This is a genomic window from Burkholderia ubonensis (assembly GCF_902833085.1).
Taxonomy (GTDB): Bacteria; Pseudomonadota; Gammaproteobacteria; order Burkholderiales; family Burkholderiaceae; genus Burkholderia; species Burkholderia ubonensis.
In genome coordinates, this window is sequence record NZ_CADFEB010000006.1 from 506,263 (window position 1) to 533,141 (window position 26,879).

Consider the following 26,879-nt stretch of genomic DNA (forward strand, 5'->3'; position numbering starts at 1 on the left):
TCGCAATATCAATGTTCACTTGCGCAACTATGCAAGCAAAGAAACCGAAGAGCCGCGCGTTGCTCGGGCAGCTCAGCGACATGGACCTGCGCCTCTTGCGGGTCTTCAAGGGCGTCGTGCAGTGCGGCGGGATGGCCGCCGCCGAGCTGGAGCTGAACATCGGCATCTCGACGATCAGCCGCCACGTGAAGGATCTCGAGACCCGCCTCGGCCTCGTGCTGTGCCGGCGCGGCCGCGCCGGCTTCACGCTGACGCCGGAGGGGCAGACCGTGTATGAGGAGACGCTGCGCCTGCTGGCGTCGATGGAGGCGTTTCGCAGCCGGATCGACGGGATTCACGACCGGATGGGCGGCGAGCTGCATATCGCGGTGTTCGACAAGACGGCGACCAACCCGAACGCGCGCCTCGGCGACGCGATCCGGCAGTTCGCCGACGAGGCGCCGGATGTCGCGCTGAACCTGCACGTCGCGTCGATCAACGAGGTCGAGCGCGGGATCATCGACGGCAGCTACCAGGTCGGGATCATTCCGGCGCACCGCAGTTCCGGCAGCCTCGTCTATTCGGAGCTGTTCGACGAGCGGATGCTGCTCTACTGCGGCCGCCAGCATCCGCTGTTCGATGCGCCGCACGGGAAGCTGACGTGGACGACGATCCGCCATCATGCGTTCGCGGGGCTGGGGTTCCATTCGCCGAACATGGAGCTGAGTCATCGCGCGAAGCTCACGCGCAGCGCGACCGCGTCGGACCAGGAGTCGATTGCTACGCTGATCCTGTCAGGGCGATATCTCGGGTTTTTGCCGGATCATTATGCGGAGAGCTTCGAGAACAAGGGGCTGATGCAGGCGATCGCGCCGCATCGGTTTTATTACACGTGCCGGTTCGTGAGCCTGCTCAGGCGCTCGCCGCGGCCTTCTCGGGCGGCGTTGTTGTTTCAGAATTGTCTCGAGGCGGCGCATGCGCGGGGCGTCTGACGGCTGGTGGCGGGTACGCGTTTCCGACCGGCAGGCAAATCGGCGCCAAGCGGCGCCCGTGCTTATTCAATAGTTGCGTCGGTTCCGCATGCGATCAACTGGCAACCGCACGCGCACCGATGACCGTGCAGGGCGACAGGAACGCCGTTGTCGAGAATCATGTCCGATCCTTCAATGATCGGGTTCACGCCGTGCCCTTCGATCGGACACGACACCAGATCGCCGCGACGGGCAGCTTTGCGCCCCATCACGTCCATCGTATCGGAGCCCGTGATGATGGAGCCGCCGTGGGTGGTTGGGTCGCCGAGGCATGCAATTGAGGTCATGGGTTTTCCGGGAAAATTCACTTCTGTATTTATTCGAGCGAGATTTGTCAACGCATTCGTCTGAGGCTACTTCAAATGCTCTCATTCCTGCTCTACAGCACAATACACGGACGTACGAAGATCAGAACTGCTTTTTGACGCGCTGAGGAATACCCTGAACGTTCCGATTTTCTCGTCCAAGCCTTGGTCGACATAGCCAGGGTTGTACTTGACCGAGCGCACATACGCAATCGAATCCCCTTGCGACGCATCATTGAATCGACTCACGAAAGGCCCCGCACGCTCGTATCCCGTCAGCGCCCGATCAAGTTTTGCCTTGACGTCTTCAATATTTCCCTTGACGTCAATCGCCAAGCTGGATCCAGCTGGATAAGCGTTTTTCAGCAACACGACCGACTCCACCGAGAAGCCCCACAGCGTCACCCCCGGCTTCACACCAAATATCACCTCTGCGCCGTCTGCGATAGCCTTCCCGGCCCCGACCACCTTGCGAAGCTGTTGCAGCTTCGAAAGATCCGAGCTGCCATCAGGCTTATAGAACTTATTCGGCATACTCGCAGTACACAGTGCCTTATCAGCCAACCAACTCAGCTCTTCCGATTGCGCAACATTAAATACAAATAGCACGGCCAGACCAGCAATCAACGAAGCCTTTCTTAGTTTCACAAAAATCCCGCAAACAAAATAATCAATCAACAGCCAACTCAACCGCATCCTTTCCAACAAAGACACGTCCGCACTCAGCACAACAAATGCCGCATCCAAGCCCCCCCCATCCTTGCCCGATTCGCAAAATTTTCTCAACAACATTCACACCCACACTCACAAATTGTCTGGCGCGGAGAATAAGATTTATTTTGACCAAACGGGCCGACCAAATTTTCCATTTTCGCCACATTCATTTACACATCGCCCCAAGATTTTCGGATACGACCCAACTAACCTATGACCTTAATCTCGGCGACCATGTCTACCTCTCCTTCAATCACATCTCTTGCCAGATCGCCATCACACCGGATTCATGCCTACCCCGATAACAGGAAAGGCCGCAACTATGACCCTTGACGCTTAACATCTCATTCGAAAACTCACATCGCCTCCCATGATCTGCAAGTCTTCAATTTCAAGTCGGCTCTCTTGCGGAAGTGGGCCAACTAAATAAAAGCCAAGTTCAGTGATTTCGTGCTCTAGCCTATCTATCTCTACAAGAAGCTGATTGTTTGCGGCTTGCTCAAATTCCATGAAGAGTTGTTCATACGAGCGAAAATTTGAGCCAGGGGCAAAGTTGCCGAGCATGAGCCCCCCCTCTGAAGAAGTCACCGTGACCTCGCCAGCCAAATTTCCACTGTAATCATTTAAATGGAACTTCATCATCGTGGGCATCCCGTGGTGTCCCCAAGTGCTTTGGACAATCGCTCGAGGTTTTCATCGCTGAAGCCGTCGGCACCACTAGGATGAATGATTCGAGCGTGATTTGGAAATTTATTAGTCGGATCGTCAATAACATCGAACCCCATCCCTCGGACGGCATCTGCCGTACCTGATGCGACAGTTTCAGTTGCCTTCAGCAAGCCCGTGGCCTTCGGAAAGGCATTCCTCATCTGTTGAGCTGCAACGCAGGGACAACAGCCATGCAAGACAGAGATTCCAGGAGGATTGAGCTTCCTTTCTGGCTCTTTCAAGCGGAGGTTATCGATCGAGTTACCGCCAATCCGATTGATCTTCGCGGGCCCAGGAAGAGGCTTGCCCGTCAACCCTAACGCATCGACCCAAGTTATAGGGTTAGGTGCGTACTCGAAGACGTTGATCCCACCAGCCAGCCCGATCGGGTCTTTCGATATAAACCGCCCACAGCTCGGATCGTAGTACCGATGCCGGTTGTAATGCAGCCCCGTCTCGTCATCATGGTACTGGCCCTGGAACCGGATCGGGTTCCCCGCTTCATGGCGTTCCGGCTGAGGCTGCCAGACCGTTTTCTCCGCGCCCCACGCCCGGTACCGACCCAGCCAGACGACTTTTCCCGACTCGTCCAGCAGTTCCTGCGGCGTCCCCAGATGATCGTTCTGATAAAACAGCGTCGCGTGCCGCGTCTTCGCCGGCACCTGCACGAACCGGCCATCCGTCCCCGTCGCTATGAACGCCGCTTCCACCAGCGTCTCGTCCAGCCGCGCCAGCGGCACGAACGTGCCGGGTTCATGCAGATAGAGCGACGCTCCTTGCCACTGATGCCGCTCGCTTAGCATATGCATCCGCTGCGCCACCGGCAGCGCGTACGGGTCGTCCGGATCCTCGCGCACGATCTGCACCGGGCGGAAGGTCAACGGCTCCCGTTCGCCCGGCTGCCGCGGCGGCAGGTGGAAGCGCTCCTCCATCAGCAGCACGTCGCCGTCCCACGTGAACACCGTCCGGTCGATGCTGCCGTCCGGCCGGCCCGCCTCCTTCAGCGTGCGCCGTCCGAACGCGTCGTATTCGAAGCGCACCTGCAAGACCGGCCGCACCGTGCCCGGGATGAACGCGGTGCCGTCCTGCGTCCGCTCGAGCCGGTCGATCTCGTTCGCCGCCGGCGGTTTCGCGTAGCGATCGGCCCGCTTCAGCCGGTTCGCCGCATCGTATGCGTACAGCCACGTCACGCCGCCCGGCTCGGTTTTGCGGATCAGGTTGCCGTGCGCGTCATGGTCGTAGCGCGTGCGGTTCAGCGCCTTCAGCACGTTGCCCACGCACTTCGGCAACGCGCGTTCCCACTCAATCAGCCTCCAGTATTCCGCCGCCTCCTGTTGGCGTCGCTCGAAGTGGGCCCGCGGTTCTTCCTGGCCCGGATGCGCGTGCCGCCATTCCGCATCTCGCGCGGCAGCCCGGCCATGCCGCGCCGTCATCTCGTCCAGCGTTTCCTCGGTCGGGCGCGGCGGAAGCTGCTCCGGATCAATCGGATTACCGGCCGGATCGAACGCAAAGACTTCCTTCAGGTCCGGCGTCACCGCCTTCAGCAACCGTCCGACCGGGTCGTACGTATAGTCCGTCGCCCCCCGCGTGCGATCCTCGATGCGCGTCAGCTGGCCCGCCGCGTCGTACCGGTACTGCCGCGCGGCAATCCAGTCCGTCGGCAGCGCGTGCGCATCGCGGCGCACGATCATCCGCTGCAGCCGCCCGGACGGGTCGTATTCGCGCCGCTGCTCGAAGCTGCGGTGACGGCGGGTGATCTCGCGATGCAGCTTGTCGCGCTCGAAATCGACCAGCGGCTGGCCGTCCAGCAGCACCCCATGTACATGGCCCGAGCCGTAGCGCAGCCAGTCAATCGTGCGCGTATTCGGCAACTGCGTGCGGATCCGGTTGCCGAGCGCATCGTATTCGTGCCGCGTCACCGCCGTGTAGGCGACGCCCGTGTCCGGGCTGTGGGTCTGCTCCTCGGCGATCAGGTTGTCGGCATCGTCGTAATGGAGCCGGACCTTGCTGCCATGGCCCTGCGCGGTCGTCAGCCGGCCTCGCGCGTCGTAATAGAAGTGCTCGGAGAACCCGCCTCGGCCATCCGGTCCTTCGATCTCGCGTCGCGTGAGCCGCCCGAGCGGGTCGCGCGTGTAGGTCGTGTTGACGTCGCCTTCCTGCGAACCGGCCAGCCGCCCCGCCTCGTCCCACCGGTAGCGGGTCGTGCTGCCGTCGAAATCCGTCTGTTCGATCAGCTGCCCCAGCGGGTCGTAGCGGAACCGGGTCTGCTCCTGGTTCTCGTTGGTCAGCGCGGTCAGCCGCCACTGCCGGTCGTACGCATACGTCAGTTGTCGGCCCGCCGCATCCTTGCGCCAGGTCGGCTGCCGGCGGGCGTTGAACGCGTATTCCGTCACCTGACCCGCGCCGTCCCGGTAGGTGCGCAGGTTGCCTTCGCCGTCCCACGTGAAGTGCGCCTCGACGCCGTCCGGATGCGTGACGCCGATGACTTGCCCCCGCGCGTCGCAGCGGTAGCGCGTCGCGTGGCCCTCGGCATCGGTGACGCGCGACAGGTGGCCGCGCTCGTCATAGCCGTAGCGCGTCGCGTGGCCGGAACAGTCGATCGACTCGACGAGCCGCCCCGCGTTGTCGTGGCGGAAGCGCTTCACGCCGCCTTTCGGGTCGGTCAGCGACAGCAGGCGGCCGTTGCCGTCCCATGCGTAGCGCGTGGTCCGGCCCGTAGCGTCCGTCGCCGTGACCGGCCGGCCGAGCGAGTCGTAGTCGGTCTGCGTGGCACGGCCATCCGGCGCGGTGACCTGGATCGGCAAGCCGTCCGCGTTGTATTCGGTGCGCGTCGTGTTGCCGAGCGCGTCCGTCTCGGCGGTGAGGCGCCTCTGCGCGTCGTAGTCGAAGCGCTGCGTGTGGCCCAGGGCGTTTTGGGTGCCGACGAGACGGTGGTGTGCGTCCCATTCGAATCCGTCCGTCGAACCATCCGCGTATTCGACCAGCACGATCCGGTTGTGATAGTCGTAGCGGTGAATCGTCGCGTGGCCGTCGGCATCGGTGACTTTCGTGTACCAGTGCTCGCGGTGGTACTCGAAATGCGTCTCGTCCTGCATGTGCGGTCCGTCGTCGCCGAGCCAGGTGCGCACGCACTGCGCGTCGGCCGGCGCGGGCGCGCCTGCGCGCTGGCCCGGCCAGTCCCATTCCAGATTCGCGGCGTTGCCGTTGAAGTCCGTGTAGCGCGTGAGCAGGTGCTGCTGGTACGCATACGTGCGCCGGAATCCCAGCATGTCGACGTGGCTGGTCAGGTCGCCCGCCGCGTCGTAGGTGTAGCGGGCGAGCGCTTCCCGGGCGAGGCCCGGCACGCCCGTGCGGTAGATCGCCACGACGCGTCCGTCGACGTATTCGAGGCGGATTGCGTTCTCCGCACCGTCGCTGAGCGTGGCGAGTTCGCCGGCTTCGTTGTACGAGAAGGTCAGGCCGAGACCGTCGCGGCCCTGGCGGGAGACGAGGCGATAGCGCGTGCCGTGCCGTTCGTAATCCTCTCGACTGCCGTCGGGATAGGCCAGTTGAATGTGCCGATTATCCGGACGCGTGACGGTGAATTGCTCGGTCGGCACCTCGACCGATTCGCCCATGCTGACCGGCGGCAGCGGCACTGCGCGATTGTCGGGGTCGAAGAACGTCAGGAGGCCGTCCCGTTCTTCGAGCGACAAGTGATACGGGCTGCTCCAGCGTGCGCCGAGCGGACTCGCGTCGTACGCCGCGAGGCTCGACCGGTAGCGCCGTGTCCACACGATCGGCACGATCCCGTCGAGCACGAAGTCCGTCTGCTCGAGGTTCTCGTCGCCCATCGCGTAGTTGACCGGCTTCGCGCTCGCGGTGGGCGGGCACCCGCAGCCGTCCTTCGCCGGCAGCGAGCTCGGCTGCGCACCCTTCTGCGTCGAATCGCGATGCGCGCCGCGTTTCTGGTGCGGCGCCAGCATCGTGCCCGGCGTGGCCTGCGCGACATGCGACGGCACCTTGCGCGCGCGCCGCGCCTTGATCTCCGCGGTGATCTGCGCGGCCATGAACAGCAGGCTGCCGGCCTGCGCCACGTCGCCGAACGCCGCGTCGAGCATCGGCCCCGTGTTGCGGTCGAACTCGTCGAGCCACGCGACGATCGCGTCGCGCTGACCGGACAGCTTGAGCAGCTGATCGATCCCGTGCAGCGCGACTTCCTCGGTCGACGGCACCCAGGACAGGAATCCGCTGTTCTTTTGGATGCGGCCCATCTGCTCCGCAGCCGAGACCGGATTGATCACGAAGCGCCGCACCGTCTGCGACGCGTCGCGCACGCCCTTGACGATGTCGTTCTTCCATCGCTTCAGGTGCGCATCCAGATCGGCCATGAACGCGATCACGTCGCCGCCGGCCGTGGCCCAGAACAGCTCGACCAGCGCCGCCGTGCCCGCGCCCTTCGCGAACGCGAGCAACACCTCCTTGACGACCGCGCGGGCGGGGCGGGTCGCATTGCCCGCCGCGGGCACGACGCCGATCGCGTCGATCGCGAGGATGCTCCAGCTGAGGACCTTCTTCGCGCCGCCCGGCTCGCTGCAGATCCGATAGATGTCGACGCCTACGTCGTAGAGCGACATCGCGTTGCCGACGACCGGCAGCATATACAGGCACTGGATGAAGATCTCGAGGCTATGGTGCTTGACCGATTCGGCGCGGGCGGCGGCCACCTTCGGCGAGGTCGCGGGCGCGGGAACCGGGCTGACGATCACGCGCCGGGCTTCGGCGTTCTGCTGAATAGCCTTCGGAATCTGGCGCTGCGGGGTGCGAAGGGCTTCGGGGCTGGCCATGGGTTTGTTCTTTGTCTGGAGGAATCGGATGCGGGTGCGACGCCCGGGTCAGTTCGACGCGAGGGTCTTGGTCAGGCTCTGGGCGAGCACGGGCGTAGAAGTCGTCGCATGGCCGGCCATTGAGCCGACGGCCCGCTGTTCGAGCACGTTGAGTCCAGCCTGACCGAGTGCCGCGACATCGCCCTTGGCAACACTTGCTGCAACGCTCGACGCCGTCGCCTTGATCGCGGTTGCCGACTCCACAACCCGCGCAATCGGCGCGGCCATCGCCGGCCCGACGAGACTGGGAACGGCATCCCCGGCGTTGCCTGCAACCGTGTCCAGTTGCGCCGCGCCATTCGGATCGCTCCACTTGCGCGCCCTGTCCTGCAGATCGTGGTCTTCCTCGAGATACTCGACCGCACCGCCGCCGCGCGGCACGGTCGTCAGCGTGCCGCGCCCGCTGGCGTCCAGCCGGCCTTCGCGCCACGAGCCGTCCGGGAACGTCACGCGGTATGGCGCGTGCCTCACCGGCTCGCCGTTCGGGTACGCGTGCCAGAGTTGCATGCCCGTCTGCTCCTGCTTCGGCATCAGCGGCAACGCCTGCCGCTGGGTACCGGACGGCTCGATGCGCAACGGCCCCTTCAGCCGGATGTGACCCGCGCTGCCGATCTCGACCTGACCGCCCGACAGCTTGATGTACGCGCCCCCGCACATCAGCGTCAGCGATTTGTTCGCATTCAGCGTCACCGCGTCCGACGTGCTCGCAATCGTCACGCCCTTCAAGGCCGTCAGTTCCAGCGCATCCCCTTGCGCCTGAACGTCCACCTTGCCCGCCCCCGCGTATAGCTTCATGCCTTGCGCATTCGCGTACATTGACACCGCATTGCCGGCCGCGACCGTGTAATTTCCGCCGACTGCCGCATCCGCATTGCCGCCGGTCGTCGTGAACAGATGTCCGCCGGTTGCCAGTTGCATGTGCTCGCCGCTCGTAATCGCCACCCCGTGCGGCGCGGAGACGAGCAGCACTGCCGCCTGCAGATCCTTGATCCTTGCTTCCAGCAAGGCCTGTTGAGCTTCACATGCGGCAACGGTCGCTTTGGCTGTCGCGACCGCGTCGGCCAGGTTCTTCATTCGCGATCGGGCAGCATCGAGTTGCTCCCGCGCAACCGTCATGTCGAACGCATGACCACCCGCGCTCGACTGAGCGTCGGCTGACAGGAGCAGCCCCTTGCCTGCGCGCAGCACGCCACGCTCGTCGGTGCGGACTTCGAATCCCTCGCCGCGCGTCGCTTTACGGCTGTCGACCAGATGACCGAGATTGACCTGCGTCTTCCCGCCGTAGTCAGTCGACAGCTTGATCCCCTCGCGCCCCTTGAAATCTTCGAAACGAAGCTTGTTGTTCGCCTGCGTGCGTATCACGTTGCGCGAATTGAAGCCATCCCGACTCGTCACAAGGTCGACGGCCTGGCTGTGGTGATGCGCATGTGCGATATATGGCCGATTCGGATTCCCTCCGACGAACGCAACAGCCACCTCCGTATCGGCCAGCAACGGAAAATGAAACCCAGTCTGATTCCCACCCGAGAACGGCTTGGCGAGCCGCAGCGGCACGCATTCGCCGCCTGCCGGCCAGTCGTCAAAGTCGAAATCGAAGCGCACCGTGTACAGGCCGGCGCTTGTCAGATTTGCGTACGGCGAAGCGCCCGAAGTCGTGATTCGCGCCGACAACGTGCCGGCGATCGTCGGGTAGCGACGCTCGTCGAGTTTTAGACGGAATGGCCGTCCTGACGGAATTGCGTCGAAAGTGTTGACATACGACGTATCACGGCCGCCCTCATGCCGGACCGATACGATCACGATCCCGTGCGGCGCGTCGGCCTGCTTCTCGTCGAGTTTCACGACGAGTCCGGGCGCAAAGTCCACTACGGAGCTCTTGCCGGAATACACGACCTGCCACGCGACGGCGGCCTCATGGCGCAACTGCGCTTCGCGCCTGGCTTCGTCACCGTCCAGATGGTGCGAGCCGTATATGTAGCACTGGCCCCATGTCGTCGGATCGTCGCGCGCGACATTGGCTTCAGCCTTGAACCGATCGTAGGCCTTCTCCGGGTTGTAGTCGGCAACCTTGATCGTCTGCGGGATCGTTTCGCTATGCGATTCGAGCGCCAGCACGGCTTCATGGCCGGTTTCGAGGCCGCTTGCTTCGCGGTATGGAATGGTGACGTTCGGCCGGTACGTATAGGCATCGACGTCGTCGCCGAAATGCAGTTCGTCGCCATGCTGTCCGGCGCGGAAGAAGCAGTACAAGCCCGCCTGCTCCATCAGCAGGTGAAGGTAATCCCAGTCGGACATCCGGTATTGCATCCGGAATGCGAGACGTGGATAGGCGCGCCGCAGCTTGAACGAAAACTGATGGGAACGGAATTCGTGTCGTCTCAGGATTGATTCGATGATCTCCGGCACGGATTGCTGCTGATAGATTCGCGTTGCCTGAGCAAGGCGCAGACGCGCGACGAACGGCTCGACGACGATCCGGTACGACACGAAATCACGCGTCTTGCGTACCTGCCCGAACACGGTGATGCAGCCGGCGAATTTGCGCGCCGCTTCAGCGGCCCCGCCCGTTCCCGGCGGTTCGATCGTGAAGGTGCCGGGGCGATTGAGGTAGTCGGTGCGCGCGAGCGCAATCGGGCTCGTCAGCGTCACTTCGATCCGGTAGGGCTCGCCAAGCCGTTCGTCGAGTGCGAACGACATGATCGACAGATCTTGCGCCCGCGGGGCGCCCGGCACTTCCAGGAAATACGACTGACGACCGGTTATCCACCGCGCCAGCGCGCCTTGTGCACCTCGTTCTCGGGCCATCGTGTTCTCTCAGAATCACGCTTTTTCTCGGAAGCTGAAGGAATAACGGTTAGCCACGCATACGTCCAGCGAATGGAAATGATTTGCAACAATGTTCGTCACGGAGCGGCCGTCACGACGCGACGACTCGATCGCAGCGTTCGATCACCCAAAGCCGTAAAGGCGAATCCTCCCTCTGCGATAATGCCCCCTTCCCTGACCTCACCCGCCCCGCTCCCGCCATGACACCGTCGTCCATTCCGCTCCCGACCGACCTGCCGCCGATCTCGTGCCTGCCCGGCGACGCGCTGCCGTGGCTGCCGATGAGTCCGGACCTGCCGGGCCTCGCGATCAAGTACCTGCACATCAACGCGGCCGAGGACACGCTGACCGCGCTGCTGAAGATGCCTGCCGGCCGGACGCTGCCGCGCCATCGTCACGACGGGCAGGTATTCGTCTATACATTGCACGGCGCGTGGCGCTACGTCGAATACGACTGGGTCGCGCAGGCCGGCTCGACGGTGCTCGAACCGGCCGGCTCGGTCCATACGCCGGAAACGCTTGGCAGCGACGGCGAAGACGTGATCACGTTCAACGTGATGCGCGGCGATCTCGTGCTGCTCGACGACGACGGCCGCGAAACCGCGCGGGAGAATTGCCGCGTCGCGCTGTTGCGCCAGCGCAAGCATGCGCGCACGGCGCCGGACGCCGCCGCGCCGTTCGTCACGCGCTGAGTCCGACGCAGCATCGGAACCTTGCCCGCACAACCACCGCCACCGCCGTTCGCGCGGCTACGAACGGCGGCAAGCGCTTGCTTTGACTTCCCCCAACGCGTGCACTAGATTCGAACCACGCGACTCGACGCGGCGCGCAAGGAGCACTGCCATGACGCCCTGGGAAATTCAAGGCACCGAACTGATGAACTGCAATTGCTCATACGGTTGCCCTTGCCAGTTCAGCGCGCCGCCGACCAACGGCTTTTGCGAAGCGATGGGCGCGATTTCGATCGGCAGCGGTCATTACGGCGACGTGCGGCTCGACGGCATCAACCTCGCAGTGGTGTTCCAGTGGCCGGGCCCGATCCACGAAGGCAAGGGCAAGTGCCAGCCGATCGTCGACGAACGGGCCAGCCCGGCGCAGCGCGACGCCGTTCTGAAAATCATGACTGGGCAGGATACCGAACCGTTCGCCACGATGTTCTCGGTATTCGCGTCGACGCTCGAGCACGCGTTCGAACCGATCTTCGCGAAGATCGACGTCGACGTGGACGTTGACGCCCGACGCGGCCGGATTCATGTCGAAGGCGTTTTCGACGTCGTCGGGGAACCGATCCGCAATCCGGTGACGGGCGCCGAACATCGCGCCCGGATCGACCTGCCGCAAGGCTTCGAATACGAACTCGCCGAGATCGGCTCCGGCACCAGCCGTTCGCGCGGAAACATCGCACTGGATCTCAAGGATACCTACGCGCAGTTCGCGCGACTGCACATGAACAACACGGGACCGATCCGGCATCGCACTGCCGCATGATCGGCATCGACCCGCTCTTCAGGCACGAGCGCGTCGTCACCGCGCTCGGCATGGCCGCCGTCGTCGCGCTGTCGTGGTTCTACCTGTGGACCGGCGCGGGAATGGGCATGTCGGCGCTCGACATGACGGCCGTTACGCTCTTCCCCCATCGACTGCCGCACGGCATCGGCAGCATGGACCCGTCGTTGGCGACCGCGATCGTCATGTGGTGGACGATGATGATCGCGATGATGACGCCCGGTGCCGCGCCGCTCGTCCTGCTGTACCGGCGTGTCTTGCGACATTACGGCGCGGCCGACGGGGCATCGTCCGCGCCGTCGCTGGCGCTGCTGGCCGGCTACCTGACTACCTGGCTGGTGTTTTCGATCGCTGCGGCATCGCTGCAGAAAGTGCTGCAGCCAACCGGCCTCATTTCGGCAATGATGCTGTGGTCGAAGAGCGCGCTCCTTTCCGCGATCGTGCTGGCCGCGGCCGGCATTTATCAGCTTTCGCCGTTCAAACGCGCTTGCCTCACGCAATGCCGCTCGCCGGTGAAGTTCCTCACCACGCATTGGCGGCCCGGCGTCGCCGGCAGTTTCCGGCTCGGACTGCGCCACGGCCTTTACTGCGTCGGCTGCTGCTGGCTGCTGATGGCGCTTCTGTTCGTCGGCGGCGTGATGAATCTCGTCTGGATCGCCGCGTTGTCGCTCATCGTCTTCGTGGAGAAGATCCTGCCCGGCGGCGAGCGCATCGGCCGCGCGCTGGGCATCGTGTTGATCGTGTGGGCCGGCGCAACGCTGATGGCGTGATTGGTGCACGTCTCCTATCGGACCTTGAAGGCCGCCACATGTAATCAAGAATCAGCGCACTGACAATCGGTGTCGACGATCTGGAAACGGCGATGCGCCTCTACCGCGACGGTCTGGGGCTGGAAACGGAAGGCATCGTCGGCACGGAGTTCGAATCATCGCGCCGGCTCCTTCGGCCGTGGCGCGCACCTGTGCGCGCAGGTACGCGCCAGCGTGCGTCGGGGAAGGCCCCACTCGCACACGGCCTCGTCGGACGCTTTCAGGCCCTGCCTAGAACTGCGCGGTCACCTGGAATCCAACCGTCGCGCGAGCAGTCTGAAATCCGGAAGGCTTGTAGACAGGCGTACCCGCAAACAGGTCATACGCGTATGCACCGAACCGCGTGCCGACGCTTCCCTTTACGCCGATCACCGCACCGGCCAGTTGCGTACCGACAAGCGCGATTGGTTGTGGTCCCCATACGCGACCGTAGTCCAGCCCGGCATAAACCGCTTGTCCCGTTTGGCCGATGGGCATCTGCAATTCGTTGCGCCAGTAGAAGCCGCGCGCCGCCGCCAGCATCGTTTCGCCGTCGAAACCGCGTACCGTGTAGCGGCTGCCGATCGTCAGATCATCGATGTAGGACAGCGTGTTTCCGGTGAACTGGCCGTGAAATGTTCCGACATAGCGAAATGGCTGTTTATCGATCGCGAACGGAACCGACAGGTTCGCGTCGAGCACGGCCATCTTGAAGCGATAGGTCGGGCCACCGCCTGCCGCCATTGTGTCGGCCTGCGCACCGAACCCGCCAACGCCTTGACGATACGCAAGCGAGCCGTCGAACTGCGCACCGTCGAAGTAATGGCGGTCGGTCAGGCCGATTTCGATGATCGTATTGTTACGGCGCTGCTGCCAGATTTCCGTATCCTCAATGAAGCTCTTGCCGAAGCGGCGCGACAGTCGGAAATACGTGCCGAGCACGTCGTTCTGGCTGCGCGTGAGCACACGAGCCAGTTTGAAATCGACCGTCTTCGAATTGCCGCTTGCGATGAACGTCTGGTTCACGCCCGCAATCCGCTGATAGTAGCTGTTCGTGTACGCGGACAGCGTGGTGGTCCAGTAACCCCACGGGATCGAGTAGAAACCGTTCCAGCCGTGCGAGCCCAGGCGCTTGTCGCCGAACTCGAGGTCCTGACTGACGCCGATATTGAAGACGTCGTTCAGGCCGAGCGGGTTGTCGATGCCGACCGAAAGGTTCCCTTGCAATTTGCCCGTGGCGCGCGTGCCGGAGTTGTCGATCGATGCGACGACCGTCCACGGCTTTCCGCGCTTCACATCGAGCACCACGTCGCTTTCGCCGGGCAGATCGGCCGGGACGATTTGCATCGACACGTCCTGACTCGATACACGCTTCATTTGCTCCAGACCTTGTTCGAGGTCGCGCAGGTTAAGCAGTTCGCCGTCTCCAGTCGGGAATGCGGTCTTCCATGTGCCGCGCAGCTTTTCATCGGCGAAGCGCACATGACGAATCACGCCGGGAATCAGCGAGAGTTTGAGCGCGCCGCTCGACAGGTCTTGCTCGGGGACGAGCACGCGCGTGGTGACGTAGCCGCGCGCCAGAATCGCCTGCGACAGGCCCTTGACCAGCACGTCAACGCCTTGCTTGCCGACGCATTCCCCCGCGTAGTGGTTCAGCCATTCGCGGGCAAAAGCGAAGCGATCCATCGGCAGCGCGGACGCGCCTTGAGCCCTCGCGGCGTCGGGCAACGAACTCGGCACCTCGAGCAAGAAGCGTTCGATGCGGAAGCACGGCGTTTCAGTGGGAAGCGCCCGATACGCTTCGAGGTGCGGCACTTCTGAGCGCACGGAAGGGGTGCGCACGGTTGCGTCGCGCTGTTGTGCGTCGCGTTGTTGCTGCGCCTGTCGGTCCTGCTCAGCATTCGCCCGCGCGGCGGCAGCCTGGTCGGCAGGCGTAGGCGCCTGCTGCGCGTGTACCCCGAGCGACATCAAGGCTGTGATCGGCAGCGCCGCCAGCCATTTAGTTATTTTCACTTTTTATCAATTCCTGACTCTGCCTGTGTCTTGCAATAAGCGATGGTTCGTTGGCCTCGACCATCTGCGTTTTCCACTGACTTTTATTTACGAGCCAATGAAATTCACCTCGCCGCCTATAGGCCGTATCGCTCAATCAAATCATGTACTTCCTTGCATTTCTCCGGGAATCGCTCCGCATATGACATTAACAATTTACGCAAAGCAGAGTTAAACACACCCTGGCCATAAATTTCCTCATCGCGCTCGATGCCACTAATTTCTGGGTTAGCCAAAACTTTATACTGCACACTCCCGTCGGCCGCAGAAATTCGTTCTATCGACCATCCGGGATCCCCCTCATCTCCCCTTCATTCGAAACAATTTCCCCTATCCAGCGATCAAGGGGATCAGACAAGGTCAAGACTCACGCAAGAACAACATATAGCAATCTTTCCACACCATTTACTTCGTGCGCATGCCCCCACTTCATTTCATTCCTCCAATAGGATACGCAGTTGGCACACTCGGGGGAGTGTTAGGCGAAACTCTAATCGGAACAAAAAACTCAATACCCCAACAACAACAACAACAACAACAACAACAACAACAACAACCTTCTGAGACACATTCCGGATCGCTCTTGTAACCATCGCAATTCAGATTCTGGCAGCCCACGATGCTCCGAATCTCGTTATTGTGCTTCCCGCCCGACGCCTCCGCCATCTGCATGTCCGAGTTCCGCAGTATCTCCGCTACGATCCGGCCGCATCCACCACGACGAACAATTCTCCGCCCAACGACGGCCTCGACGTCGCCCTCGTTCCCAACGTTCATAAACACCGAGCCCGGCATCCGCCGAGCTCGGTCATTCAGTTCCTGCGATCAGACTTGAACCATGGACCGAATTTTTCAGGATCGTCGCTTAACATCCCGGCCTTGCGTAGCGACTTCGGCAAGTGCTTCACAAATACGACAAACAGAATAATAAAAAGAGGAAGGCCAATCAACAGCATAGATTCGTTTTCGCCAAGATCAAATGCTATGCGGCATAGTCCTGCGACCAGAAACGACCAACACCCGGCTCCACCTACGGCAACACCGCCTACGACTCCATATATCTGAGTGGCCGCATACAATCTTCGCCAGTTCACTTCTTATCTCCTACGGCCTGCCGCACGTCATTGACAACCGCCATCCCTTTCGAACCAACCCCATAGAGCAAAAACCCCAGCGTCGAACCATACGGCCAAGGCTGTTTAATAAACGGTATAAGATTCACATTGTCGATACGCTGAACCGTGACACCAAACATTGAAACAGGGCGATTGAGACCATCGGCAACGCCAATATTTAGCGGAACCTGAACTTTCAAGGCCGCAATAGAGAATGCAAGATTAGCTCCGTTGTACACGGCATTCCCCCATGTAGGGTTTAGCTGATTGAACCAAAACCTCAACGGATTCACTCCAGGCGAGGAAATCCCGTCATAGCGATTCATTAATCCGGTCGTACCCTCTACCATATCGCTTGCGCCAAACGCAAACATCCAAGAACCGACCGCGCATCCCAAGCCACTTCCGCAGAGCGCTCCACCTGTCTTCGCGGTCACGAAACCCAGTCCCGCTTTCACCACATCCTTTGCCACGCCAACCGGATCGTTCCTCAACGCATCGCCAGCCTTCTGCAACGGCGTGTACTCGAACAACCCCGCTTCCTTCTGCTTGCTTACCCAATCGAGTTCCGGCCCAAGGGACGCAGCCTCGACCTCACTCACAAAATACTTATTGCGCTCTGCGCTCCCTTCCGCATATTGAGCCCAACACTTGATTGCATAGCAACCCGCACGTGTCAGCCGTTCTTCGGCCTTTTTGTCACCATTCGCTTTCGTTCGAATCGCGTCGTCTTCATTATCGTGCAACTGCCGATTGTACAGATCGGCGCTCAACGCACCGCCAGCACCACTCATCGCTCCGGCCCCACCGCCAACCGCACCACCTGCCGCTGCGCCTGCCACACCGGCAGCCAAGTTCGTCAGCAATGTGCCCCCCAGCGTACCGCCTGCGATCTGACCCACAGCCGAGCTTGCGTAATCACCGGCAATTGTCCCAGCCATGGCCCCGCCGATATTGCCACCACCCAACGCCGCCGCGCCACCCGCCACGATGGCGTGCGCTGCCTTTCTGGACGCACTGTCACCATTCCACATCGCATACTGCTGCATGGCCGCATCGCGATCGGCCTTCGCCTTCGCAATCGCAGTCTCGTCGCCAGAGGCTTCCGCCGCCTTCAACTCCTCTTCGGCCTTCGTTACGGCCCTGGACGCCTTATCCGTCAGATACTTCCCAACCGCCCCCACGATCTGCATCCCGACCTGACCCGCCGCCTGCTGCACCGCCAGATCGTTCTGCACCTTCCGCGCATCGAACGTGTTTTCGATCGCACCGTTCGCGATCGACATATCCCGATTCAGGCCCGCCGTGCTGTCGTGGCCAGTGCCTGCGTCGCCGCGAACGGTAATCGTGCCGGGGCTCACGGTCGCATAGGTCGTCCCGGTCGTCTCGCTGCTCGTGCCGGCCGCCGAGAAGCCGCTTGGCCCCAAACCATTCGCCGTCACCGGTCCCGCACCCGCCGGCCCCGTCTGCACGACCGGCGTATTCAGTCTGACGCCGCCTGGCGAGCTATTACCGAAACCGCCGCTCGCGCCAAAGCCCAACGAGTCACCCGAGTAGCTCAGCTTGTTCTCGAGATTCGTATGGCCGAACGTCTCCGTCGACAGGCTGCTCTTGTCCGCGCCGGCCGTGCTGCTCGCGATGGCGCCGCCGTCCAGCTGCGTATGCTTGCCGACGGTAACGTGATAACCACCGTCACCCGCAAACATCCCGCTTTGCTGGTTCACGGACTGGTACGTCGCCGTGATGGTCTGCTGGCTGATGTTGGCGCTGCCGCTCACCATCTGGCCATAGCAGATCGGCGGCACGCAAACGCTCACCTGGAATCCGCCGCTCGTCTGCCTGCTTTCATACGTCGCCGTATCCTGCTGGCTCTGGATGTTCAGGTCGCGACCAACATCGGCGTTGACCGTCTGGCCCGACGTCTCCGCGCCCCGCAGATTCGTGTCACGGCCGCTCTTCAACGTCAGCGTATCGCTCGCCGAAACCACCGAATCGCGGTTCGTCACGCCCTGGCCGTTCGCATGGCCACGCGCAATGCTCGCGCCAAGCTCCACCGTGAGGCCGTTTTGTTGTCCGCCCAGCGCCACACCCACGCCAATACTGCCGCCGCTGCTGCTGTTGCGGCTCGACAGCTGAGTCGTGTCCTTTGCACTTTGCAGATTGACATCGCGCGCCGCCTCGAGCGTCACGTTCTTGCCCGAAATCTGCGTTCCCCGCGCATTGATATCGCCGTCCGTCGCAAGACCGTCCTGATCCTTGGCCCCGCTGCCGGTCGCGATCAGTTTGACGTTCTCGCCAGCCGTCAACTTGCTGCCCGCGTTCGCGAGTGAACCGCTGTGCGATTCGCTCGAGCTGGTGCTGCCGCCAATACTCACGGTCGCCTTCACGAGCGCCACCTTTGACGGGTCGTCAAGTTTGAAGTCCTTGGCAACTTGATACGCGCTGTACGTCGCCAGCGCGGCTTGCGCCTTGTCCAGCGCGCCGAGTCGCGCATCGCCGCCGCGTGCCGGATTCCGCATGCTCTGGTTCACGGCTGCCACCGCGTTGCCAGCCGCCCCGCCCAGCGCCAGGCTCACGCCGAACTGGCTCGAATGCTGGCTCATGCTGGTTTGCGTCGTATCGGTACCCGGATCGAAGTTCAGGTTCTTGCCGGTCAGCGTCAGGTCCTTGCCCGCCATGACATCCGAGCCGGTAACCGTCAGATCCTGCTTCGCGTCGAGCGTCACGTTGCCGCCGCTCGCGATCTGGCTGCGCATCCTGCTCTGCGTATCGCTCGCGCTGTCCTGGACCGTGTGGCTGTTCGCCACGCCGACGCTGAAGCCCGTCGCCGTACCGTTACTGCCGAGACTGCCGATCTGGCGACTACTCGACTCCTGATGACTCTTGCTCGTTTCCAGACCCGCGAGCACGTTGATCGCGCCTTGCTTCGCGACCACATCGACGTTTTTCGTGCCGCTGATGCCTGAACCGATCACGTTCACATCGCCCGTCTCGCTCCGCACCGTAACGGTATTACCCGAAACTGTCGTCGGGGCCTGAGTCGTTGTCGTCGTCCAGCCGTTCGCGCTGCTGCTGCTTGCGTTGTACGGCGACGGACTGTTGCCGCCATGATTTGCCGACCCGCCGATCCAGCGCGCCAGATCGCCCAGGCTCGGCGACGACAGCAACGCAAGACTCGAACTCGAACTGCTCGACTCGCTCTTCTGCCGATACTGATCCGTCGACGCCGCGAGCGTGACGTTCCGATTCGCGTCGAGCAACGCGGCGCCGCCCGCACTGATCGCCGAGCCGACCACCGTGATGTCGCCGTCCGTGGCGCGACCTTGGGCATCCTTCGTCGCGCCCCCGGTTGCGATTACCGATACGTTGCCGCCGCCGCGAACCGTGCTGCCTGCATTCGTCAGGCTCGACGTGTCGAGCGAGTTTTTGCTTTGGCTGCGGCCATACGTCACCGAAATCGACGGCATATCGGCCGCGCTGGCCCCGATCTCGTTCGCGACGCTCTGGGCCCGCTGAAAGGCGTTACCGGTCGACCCGTTGTCTTTCACATTGCGGACGGTATCGAACAGCGTACCCGTAGCCGCGACCGTGAAGCCGCTCGACTTGAACTCCTGCTGGTCGTGCGTCCGTTCGTCATCCTTACCTGGATCGATCGTCACATTTCGGCCGACGATGTCGATGTTGCCTGTTGCATTCTTCGTGTCGTCGACGGCCTTACCGGCCACGACGTCGCTGCCGCCGACGTGAACGTTTTCCCCGGCCTTGATCGACACATTGCCTTGCACGCTGCCTACGGTGCTGCGCGCCTGGCTTTGCAAGACCGACTGACTGTCGGACTTCGCCTTCTGCTCGCTCGAACCGATTGTGAAGCCCAGGCCGCCCGAGCTCATCAGCCCCGACTTCTTCTTCCGGTAATAACTCGATTCCTGCGAACTGTCGTAATCGGCGGTGATGTCGACGTTGCGCTTTGCGGAGAGATCGACGTCGTGCTGGCCGACCACGTTGCTCCCGCCGACCGTCAGATCTCGTCCCGCGCTGGCCGTCACCGAATCGCCCGACACCAGCGAGCCGTTCGACGCGACGCCCGAGTAGGTGCGCGACGAGTCGCTGGACGAACTGGACAGGAAACTGCTGGATTCCGTGTGTCCGGCATACGCGCCACTGCTGCGCGTATGCGTTGCGCTGATCGTGATATCGCCGGTTGCACCGAGATTGATCGCACCGCTGCCTTTGCCGTCGGTGCCCGCCACGACGCTCGAGCCGAGGATCGACAGATTCTTGTCCGGCGTACCCATGCCCGCGACAACGGTCGCAGCGCCACCCGCCGACAATTGGCTACTGACGTTCGTATCGAGTTGATGGTTGTAAGAGGACCAGTTTTTACCGCTGGCTCCCTTCGTGTCATACGTCGAGCGGTTCGTCGCCCCCTGGACCGTCACGTTGCCGGCGCCGATCAAGGCCATATCGCCGCCCGACTTCAGCGTGCTGCCCGTCACATCGATATCGCCAATGCTCGCCACGCCCAGATGGCGCCCCGCGTCCAGCGTGCTGCCGATCTGAGTCGCGCTTGTCCATCCGGTCGCATTGCGCGCGTCGATTCGCGTGTCAACGTCAGAGCCTGTCGCGACCGTGCCGATGCTGGTTGTCCGTCCCGCCGATACGCCGAGATCACGGCCGGCGGAGACCTTGCCGCCTGCAATCGTCAGATCACGCCCGGCCTGCATGACCAGATCCTCGGACGATTTGATCGTGGCCAGTGAACCGATCGACGTGTGCGTGGACGTTCCCTGAATGAAGTGCGCCGTTTCCGTATTCGTCGACGAGCGGTTGACGATGTCGTTGCCCGCCACCATGGCCAGCCGACCGGTTTCGATGACGCCGCCCAGGTTCTGGATATCGTTGCTGGCGACAATGACCGCGTTGTGCTTCGATGCAAGCGTGCTCCCGTCGTTCACGACATCCGTGCCATTGATGCCAAGCGTATCGCCTGCGATTAAAGCGCCGGTCGGCAAAAGATCGACGTTGTTCGATTTCGCCAAATACACCTGCGGCACCAAGACGGTCTGCCGGGTTCCGTCAGCCAGCGTCACCGTCTGGTTGACCATCCATACGACGTCGGTCGTCAGCGCCGCCATTTGCGCGTCAGTCAGCGCCACACCCGGTACCAGACCGAGCGCCTTCCCGAACACCGCACCGTTCGTCATCAACTGACGATACTCGTCTTCGTTGCTGGTGTAGCCGGCCAGAAAGCGTTTACCGGTCAGGTTGGCGACCTGCTCCATCACGAGCCGCGACTCGTAATAGCCGTCCCCGAGACGCTTGGCGGCCTTGGCCGGATCGAAGCTCAGCTGATCGAGCATGTAATCGCTCGAAATGAACTTTTTGTAGGACGTGAAACGGGGATCGGTTGCAACCAGATACGGTTGATCCGGTGCTTTCTGAATCGAGAACAGGCCGCTTGTCGGCAGCGTCAGGTTCGGGATTGCAATCCGTACGCCCGAAACCGTCTGCACGACGCCGGGTGCGATCGAAACGGCCCCCGTGACACCCGAAGCACCGGTTGCATTTCCGGTTACGCCGATCGCGCCTGCGCCCGAACCCATCACAAGGTTCGCCGCCGTCAACCCAAGCGACGCAGCGCTTGCGCCCTTCGGGCCGGACGTCGCTTGAACACTCGTGTTGCGGACGACACCGCCGTCGATGCTGACTGTCCTGTTGCTGGTGATCGTCCCACCCACGACACTCGTCGGGAGCGTGATCGACGGATTCGTCCACGTAATCCATTCCGCCGGCGTCCCCGGATAGGGATCGCGCGGGTGGTTGTAGCCCGACTGATTGACGAACGAATACGTCGTTGTAAGCTGCGTCCCCTTGTTCACGATCGCAGCGTTGGTGCCGCCGTTCGGCACATTCTGGCCGTTCACGGTCAGATCGCCACCCGCTGCGATGGTCCCGTTGTCATTCAACAGTTGGAGGCCGACCGACATCGTCATGGCCCCGCCCGACGTCAGCACGGCCGCCGTACCGCTGTTCGGCACCAGCGTCGTCGTCGTCACCGTTTCAGTTGCGATCCGCTGCGTTTCAAGCGGCAGCCCGCCCTCGCGCCTCTTCTCCGTCCCCTTGAGCATCTGCGCATTCGGATCGGTAAAGTCGGGATACGCTTCGATTCGTACGCAACGTGTCGTGCAGTTCCCGTACTGATTCGAATACGTCGCATGACCCAACTGATTGACGACGTTTGTCTTGACGTAATTCGGCGCCGTCCACGCCGTCCCGCCCATCTGATCCGGGTTGGGTTGCTCCGTCATGACGTTGTTCGCATACAGCACCACTTGCCCGGCGCTCGGTGTCAGGCGCAGATCCTGCTGATATTGCACCTGCGATCCGCCGTTGGCCTGCGAATAACTCACACCGCTCTGCCGCCACTGGAACACCGAAGCGTTCTCGGGCAGATTGACCACCATCTTGGTCACGCCATAGCCGTCTGGCGTGATGAGCAGTTCGGACGACACGATATCCGCCGGATTTACGTAATAGGCGTTGGCAAAGCCCACGTTGGCGTCCTGGAACGGCGCAAGCCTGCCCGGCGCCCCCGTCTTCCACCATGGCAACGGCCTCAGAGTGTAGGTTGCGCTCGTCGTGGTCGTCTGGGTCGCGACGTTCTCTCGAACGTTATTCAGTTGGTCGGCTGCAATATTCAGTTTCCCGTCAGCCTCGATAGACGACGACAGGTTATTCACCACACTCGTCCGGTTCACAAGGTTGCCGCCGGCATCCCGTTGACCGTCCCTGGCGATATTGACGTCGCCCAGACTGATGATCGACGCGCCGCCGCGGTTCGTCATCTCGTCGGCGACATACAGGTTCACGCCCTGCGTGCCCGCCATCACGGCGCGGCTGCCGTCGTTCAGGATCGATCGCGCCGTGTTCGTGATCGTGCCGCCGATCATCGCGCCGGTATTCGTCAGATGCTGACTGGTGGTTGCAATCTCGTTGCCTTCAATCCGGCCATCGTTCGAGATATCGCCGGTGCCCGCGTCGAGCGTCGTTGCGCCTGTCCCCGCCACGCCCGGCGTGCCGGACATGATTTCACCGCTGTTGACGAGGCCATTCGAGTGCGTCGTCAGATTCCCGACTGCCGATAGCGTCCCGGTATTGGTGAGCTGCCCGGTGGTCGACAGCGTCAGATTCCGGTTTGCCGTGATCTGGTTGCCGGCTGCGTTCGTATAGTCGCCTTGCAGGGAGACCGTTGCGTCCCGGTCTGCCACAATGCGACCGCTACCGACCAGCGATGCGGCCTGGATCGAAAGATCCCGTGAACTGGCGATGCTTCCCGACGCGTTCGTCAACGTACCGGTCGTGATCGAAATTTGACCGAGACTCCCGTCCGGATTCGCAATCTGCCCGCCTGTGTTGTCGAGGTTCGCCGTGACCAGATTCACGATTGCTGCGCTGATTGCGCCATTGGCATTCGAAACATGCGAAGTGGCTCGATCGACCGTCAGCTTGCCGCCCGCCGTCAATTGCCCCGCGTTGGTCAATTGATTGGCGTTCGCGAACGCTAAATTCCCGCTCGCGATGATCCGGCTATTCGGTCCGTTTTGAACATTTTCGCTGTCGATCACGACATCGCCGTTGCCGCCAATCACGCCGACGTTCGGCTGACCTGACGCATTCGCATTGGTGATCGACCCAGCCGCGATGTATGCCTGCCCGGTGCCGGCGTTGGCAACGCGGCCATTTGTGTTGTTCAGGCTTTGCGCCGAAACCCTGAGTGCGCTGGTCCGCCCGAGGCTTTCGAGCTTGCCCCCTTTATTCGAAACCGCACCGGCCGAGGTGACGGTCAGGTCGTCTTCACTCTGCACGATGCCCCGGTCATTCGTCAGCGTCGAGGCCGATGACACCGAAGCCATACCGGCCTTTGCGCCGAAGATGCCATCCGTGTTGTCGATCGATCCTGCGGCCGCATTCAGCGCTCCCGCCGAACCGATCGAGCCGCCACGGTTCGACAATGCGGCAGCGTCCGTGATGGTCAGCGTCCCCGGTCCGGCGTGATAGATCGTTCCGCCGTCGTTCATCAGGCTCCCGACGCGCAAACCCAGATTCGAACTGTTGCTCCGGATCGTGCCCTGCGTATTGTCGATGGCTTGATCGACAGACAGGTTCATGTCGGCACTACCGGTCTGGCGGATAATGCCCCGCCGGTTCGTCAGGTGGCTCGTCGACAGATCAAGCACCGCAGCGCTTAATGTGCCGCTGCTGTTGTCGATCGTCCGCCCCGAAGCCGAGAGCGTCTGCCGCGCCGAGATGCGACCGCTATTGACCAGGGTCTGCGTCGTCACGGCCGCGTCACCATTGCCGCCGATGACTCCGCCTTCATCGCCCGCGGCTGTCGTGCCAGCGGCGTTGCTAAGCTGTCCTGTCGTCGTGACATTCAGGCCGCCATCATTCAGGGACACGATGCGCCCGGCGGTATTGTCGAGCGTACTGGCGTCGACCTTCAGCAAACCACCGCTCTGCACTGAGCCCCGCTGATTTTCGAACGTCCCGGATTTCAGCGTGGCTGCCCCCAGCGACTCGATCCAGCCACCCCGGTTCGACAACGCGCCGGACGCCGTCAGATCGACCGTTTGCCCCATCAGTGAACCGTGGTCGTTGTTGACGGTGTCTCCGGTCACCTTTAATACAGCCTTCGCAGAGATGTCGCCGCTGTTCACGAGCGAACCGGTTTTCAGCGTCACATCGCCGTTGCCGCCGATCACGCCGCCGTCCTCGCCGGCAGCCGTCGTGCCAGCGGCGTTGGTAAGCCGCCCGGTGGTCGTGATGTTCAAGCCCGCATCGTTCAGCGACACGATGCGCCCGGCGGTATTGTCGAGCGTGCCGGCGTCGACCTTGAGCGACCCACCGCTCTTCACCGTGCCCCGCTGATTTTCAAACATCCCGGACTTCAGCGTGGCCGCCCCCAGCGACTCGATCCGGCCCCCTCGGTTCGACAACGCGCCGGATGTCGTCACGTCCACCGTTGTCCCCGTCAGCGAACCGTGGTCATTATTGACGGCGTCGCTGGTCACCTTCAACGCAGCCTTGGCAGAGATGTTCCCGCTATCCACGAGCGAACCGGTTTTCAGCGTCACATCACCGTTGCCGCCGATCACGCCGCCTTCTTCGCCAGCAGCCGTCGTGCCAGCGGCGTTCGTCAGTTGGCCGCTCGCGGTGACCGTCAAGCCGTCGCCGTTCAGCGAAGCAATACGTCCCGCCGAATTGTCGATCGTGCCTCCGTCGATTGTTGCGCGCCCGGCGCTCTGGATCGTGCCTTGATTGTTCGCGATGGTGCCGCCGCGCAGCGCCAGCGTGCTTTTCGATACAAATGAGCCGGACTGGTTCGCGAGTTGCCCGGAGGTGGCCGTCACGGACAGCGGCCCCTGCGACGATACCTTGCCGCCCTGGTTCGATACGCTGCCGGCCGTTACCGTGGCGGTGCCCTGGCTCGACAGTTCGCCGTGGTCGTTGACGACCGCGCCCGCCGCGTTCACCGTGAATGCACCTTGGGCGCTGGTCGTCGCATTCGTGAGATTCACGTCACCGGTCGTAGCGGTCAGCGACAGATTGCCGTTCGCGGCCGTCGTGCTGCCGGCGAGATTGACTCCGTCGCCCTTCGCCGTGACGTTTCCGCCCGCAACGCTTTTGCCGGTCGCGCTCAACGTGCCCGTCGTCGTGACTTGCAGGTCGCCGACTTGCGTGACGGCACCGTCGCTGTTCACGCCCGCGCCAAGCATGCCCGTCGAATTCAGCGAACCCGCCGTTACACTCACGTCATGCTGTGCCGCGAGCGTCCCGGTATTCACCGCGTCAGCGCCCGTGTTCACCGATACCGACTGCTGACCGTAGGTCGTACCGCTGTTCTCGACACCACCCGCCGCCGATACCGCGACGTTGCCAAGCGAGCTGATCTTGCCCGACTGCACCAGCCGCCCGCCGGTCGTCAGCGTCATCCCCATTGCATCCGCTGCGATCGTGCCGGCGTTTCGTACACCGACACCGCCCTCTGTCCCGACCAGGAAGATGCGATTTGCGTACATCCCGCCAAGCTGACCGACGTCGATCGCGACGGCCGGCGCGGCACCTTCCCCCTGAATCGAGGTTGCCTGGAGTGTGCCGTGATTGACCTGATTCGCGCCTGTGACGACGTTCAGGTTGTTTGCGTAAATCGCGGCATTCGTTTGTACGGCTCTGGCAATGAGGTCGACCTGGTCGACATTCGTTGCATTCAGGCCCGCGCCTTGTACCGCAATGAGGCCGCGTGTCGTATTGAATCCCGCCAGCGACCCGTCCGCATTCAAGGTCGGCGCCCCGGTCGTCAGGACTGCGCGCGAGGTATTAATAAATCCGCCGCCATCAACGACCAATCCGGACGGATTCGAAATGATCACCTCGGCGCGTTGGCCCGCCACCTCGACGTAGCCTCTCAGTTGCGACGGGTTATTGCTGTTGACCTGGTTGATAATGATGCGTGCCGCATCATTCGGGCCGAAATTCGGGTTGCCGTTGATATAGCCCGCTTGCTGCGTGTTCGTGATAACTGGCGAGTTGTTCAAGATCACGCCAGGTTTCTGCACGTCGAACTGGGAATATGTATTCAACGAAACACCAGCCCCGCTGGGTTTGTTGATGTTCACTTGCGGCAAGCCACTCTGCGTCTGAACGACAGCCGGCGCATGCGGACCCGCGCCCACCACTTGCGCGCCGGCCCACATCGGCACTACGCCTGCCATCGCCAGCGCGGCAAACGCCGCGCGACGCAGCGCGACCCGCGGCATCGCGCTTTGCAAGGCACCCGCCACCTTGCGCACGGCTTCGCCCCTGCCCGCTTTCCCCGACGAGCTGACAGTCTCTTCGACTGCGATTAACATGCCGCGCACGCGACTGAACACGAGGCGATATTGATTTTTATTCATGAGTGCAACGATTTTTTAAACTTGGAATGCGAATC

Annotated in this window: 12 protein-coding genes and 1 pseudogene; 5 read left to right on the top strand and 8 right to left on the bottom strand. The window is 62.3% G+C overall.

All coding sequences use genetic code 11. From position 1 onward, the window contains the following. The first annotated feature begins 29 nt into the window (after positions 1-29). Positions 30-971: a LysR family transcriptional regulator gene (locus HWX31_RS19430; RefSeq protein WP_244143783.1), complete on the top strand. Its 942-nt coding sequence runs from the start codon at positions 30-32 to the stop codon at positions 969-971. A gap of 62 nt (positions 972-1,033) precedes the next feature. Here the strand turns inward: HWX31_RS19430 and HWX31_RS19435 are convergent, their stop codons facing one another. The 5 genes from HWX31_RS19435 to HWX31_RS19455 form a co-directional block, all read right to left on the bottom strand. Further along, positions 1,034-1,297, bottom strand: coding sequence for a PAAR domain-containing protein (locus tag HWX31_RS19435; RefSeq protein ID WP_174960431.1), 264 nt, complete (start codon positions 1,295-1,297; stop codon positions 1,034-1,036). Positions 1,298-1,378: 81 nt separating this feature from the next. After that, the gene (locus HWX31_RS19440; RefSeq protein WP_174960433.1) at positions 1,379-2,062 is read right to left on the bottom strand and encodes a hypothetical protein; all 684 of its coding nucleotides are present in this window, start codon (positions 2,060-2,062) and stop codon (positions 1,379-1,381) included. 303 nt (positions 2,063-2,365) lie between these two features. After that, positions 2,366-2,671 (bottom strand): hypothetical protein, encoded by a 306-nt coding sequence (locus HWX31_RS19445; RefSeq protein ID WP_174960435.1) that lies wholly within the window; start codon positions 2,669-2,671, stop codon positions 2,366-2,368. Then, positions 2,668-7,563, bottom strand: coding sequence for an RHS repeat-associated core domain-containing protein (locus HWX31_RS19450; protein ID WP_175933949.1), 4,896 nt, complete (start codon positions 7,561-7,563; stop codon positions 2,668-2,670). Before HWX31_RS19450 ends, HWX31_RS19445 begins: the two co-directional genes overlap by 4 nt. A 48-nt stretch (positions 7,564-7,611) precedes the next feature. Further along, complete coding sequence (locus HWX31_RS19455) at positions 7,612-10,407, bottom strand: type VI secretion system Vgr family protein (RefSeq protein WP_174963232.1); 2,796 nt, start codon at positions 10,405-10,407, stop codon at positions 7,612-7,614. Positions 10,408-10,628: 221 nt separating this feature from the next. On the opposite strand from HWX31_RS19455, the gene HWX31_RS19460 reads away from it, so the two are divergent. From HWX31_RS19460 to HWX31_RS34995, 4 genes and pseudogenes are all read left to right on the top strand, one after another. Then, complete coding sequence (locus tag HWX31_RS19460) at positions 10,629-11,120, top strand: 2,4'-dihydroxyacetophenone dioxygenase family protein (RefSeq protein WP_059613880.1); 492 nt, start codon at positions 10,629-10,631, stop codon at positions 11,118-11,120. A 151-nt stretch (positions 11,121-11,271) separates the two neighbouring features. After that, positions 11,272-11,916 (top strand): DUF1326 domain-containing protein, encoded by a 645-nt coding sequence (locus tag HWX31_RS19465; RefSeq protein WP_174963241.1) that lies wholly within the window; start codon positions 11,272-11,274, stop codon positions 11,914-11,916. Then, positions 11,913-12,704: a DUF2182 domain-containing protein gene (locus HWX31_RS19470; RefSeq protein ID WP_174963230.1), complete on the top strand. Its 792-nt coding sequence runs from the start codon at positions 11,913-11,915 to the stop codon at positions 12,702-12,704. Before HWX31_RS19465 ends, HWX31_RS19470 begins: the two co-directional genes overlap by 4 nt. Positions 12,705-12,754: 50 nt before the next feature. After that, a pseudogene (locus HWX31_RS34995) lies at positions 12,755-12,859 on the top strand (VOC family protein); the annotation flags it as partial. A 115-nt stretch (positions 12,860-12,974) separates the two neighbouring features. Here HWX31_RS34995 and HWX31_RS19475 read toward each other — a convergent pair. The 3 genes from HWX31_RS19475 to HWX31_RS19485 all read right to left on the bottom strand — a co-directional run bounded on the left by HWX31_RS19475 (position 12,975) and on the right by HWX31_RS19485 (position 26,844). Beyond that, positions 12,975-14,690, bottom strand: coding sequence for a ShlB/FhaC/HecB family hemolysin secretion/activation protein (locus HWX31_RS19475; RefSeq protein ID WP_244143789.1), 1,716 nt, complete (start codon positions 14,688-14,690; stop codon positions 12,975-12,977). Positions 14,691-15,586: 896 nt separating this feature from the next. Next, positions 15,587-15,868, bottom strand: a complete 282-nt coding sequence (locus tag HWX31_RS19480) for a hypothetical protein (RefSeq protein WP_174963225.1) — start codon at positions 15,866-15,868, stop codon at positions 15,587-15,589. Beyond that, positions 15,865-26,844 carry a hemagglutinin repeat-containing protein gene (locus HWX31_RS19485; RefSeq protein WP_174963223.1) on the bottom strand — a complete coding sequence of 3,660 codons (10,980 nt, stop codon included), beginning with the start codon at positions 26,842-26,844 and terminating at the stop codon, positions 15,865-15,867. The genes HWX31_RS19480 and HWX31_RS19485 overlap by 4 nt, the downstream gene beginning before the upstream one ends. Between the last annotated feature and the right edge of the window lie 35 nt (positions 26,845-26,879).

Coding starts and splice junctions, on each gene's coding strand:
- HWX31_RS19430 (WP_244143783.1), top strand. CDS start 30: ATGCAAGCAAAGAAACCGAAGAGCCGCGCGTTGCTCGGGCAGCTCAGC.
- HWX31_RS19435 (WP_174960431.1), bottom strand. CDS start 1,297: ATGACCTCAATTGCATGCCTCGGCGACCCAACCACCCACGGCGGCTCC.
- HWX31_RS19445 (WP_174960435.1), bottom strand. CDS start 2,671: ATGATGAAGTTCCATTTAAATGATTACAGTGGAAATTTGGCTGGCGAG.
- HWX31_RS19450 (WP_175933949.1), bottom strand. CDS start 7,563: ATGGCCAGCCCCGAAGCCCTTCGCACCCCGCAGCGCCAGATTCCGAAG.
- HWX31_RS19455 (WP_174963232.1), bottom strand. CDS start 10,407: ATGGCCCGAGAACGAGGTGCACAAGGCGCGCTGGCGCGGTGGATAACC.
- HWX31_RS19460 (WP_059613880.1), top strand. CDS start 10,629: ATGACACCGTCGTCCATTCCGCTCCCGACCGACCTGCCGCCGATCTCG.
- HWX31_RS19465 (WP_174963241.1), top strand. CDS start 11,272: ATGACGCCCTGGGAAATTCAAGGCACCGAACTGATGAACTGCAATTGC.
- HWX31_RS19470 (WP_174963230.1), top strand. CDS start 11,913: ATGATCGGCATCGACCCGCTCTTCAGGCACGAGCGCGTCGTCACCGCG.
- HWX31_RS19475 (WP_244143789.1), bottom strand. CDS start 14,690: ATGTCGCTCGGGGTACACGCGCAGCAGGCGCCTACGCCTGCCGACCAG.
- HWX31_RS19485 (WP_174963223.1), bottom strand. CDS start 26,844: ATGAATAAAAATCAATATCGCCTCGTGTTCAGTCGCGTGCGCGGCATG.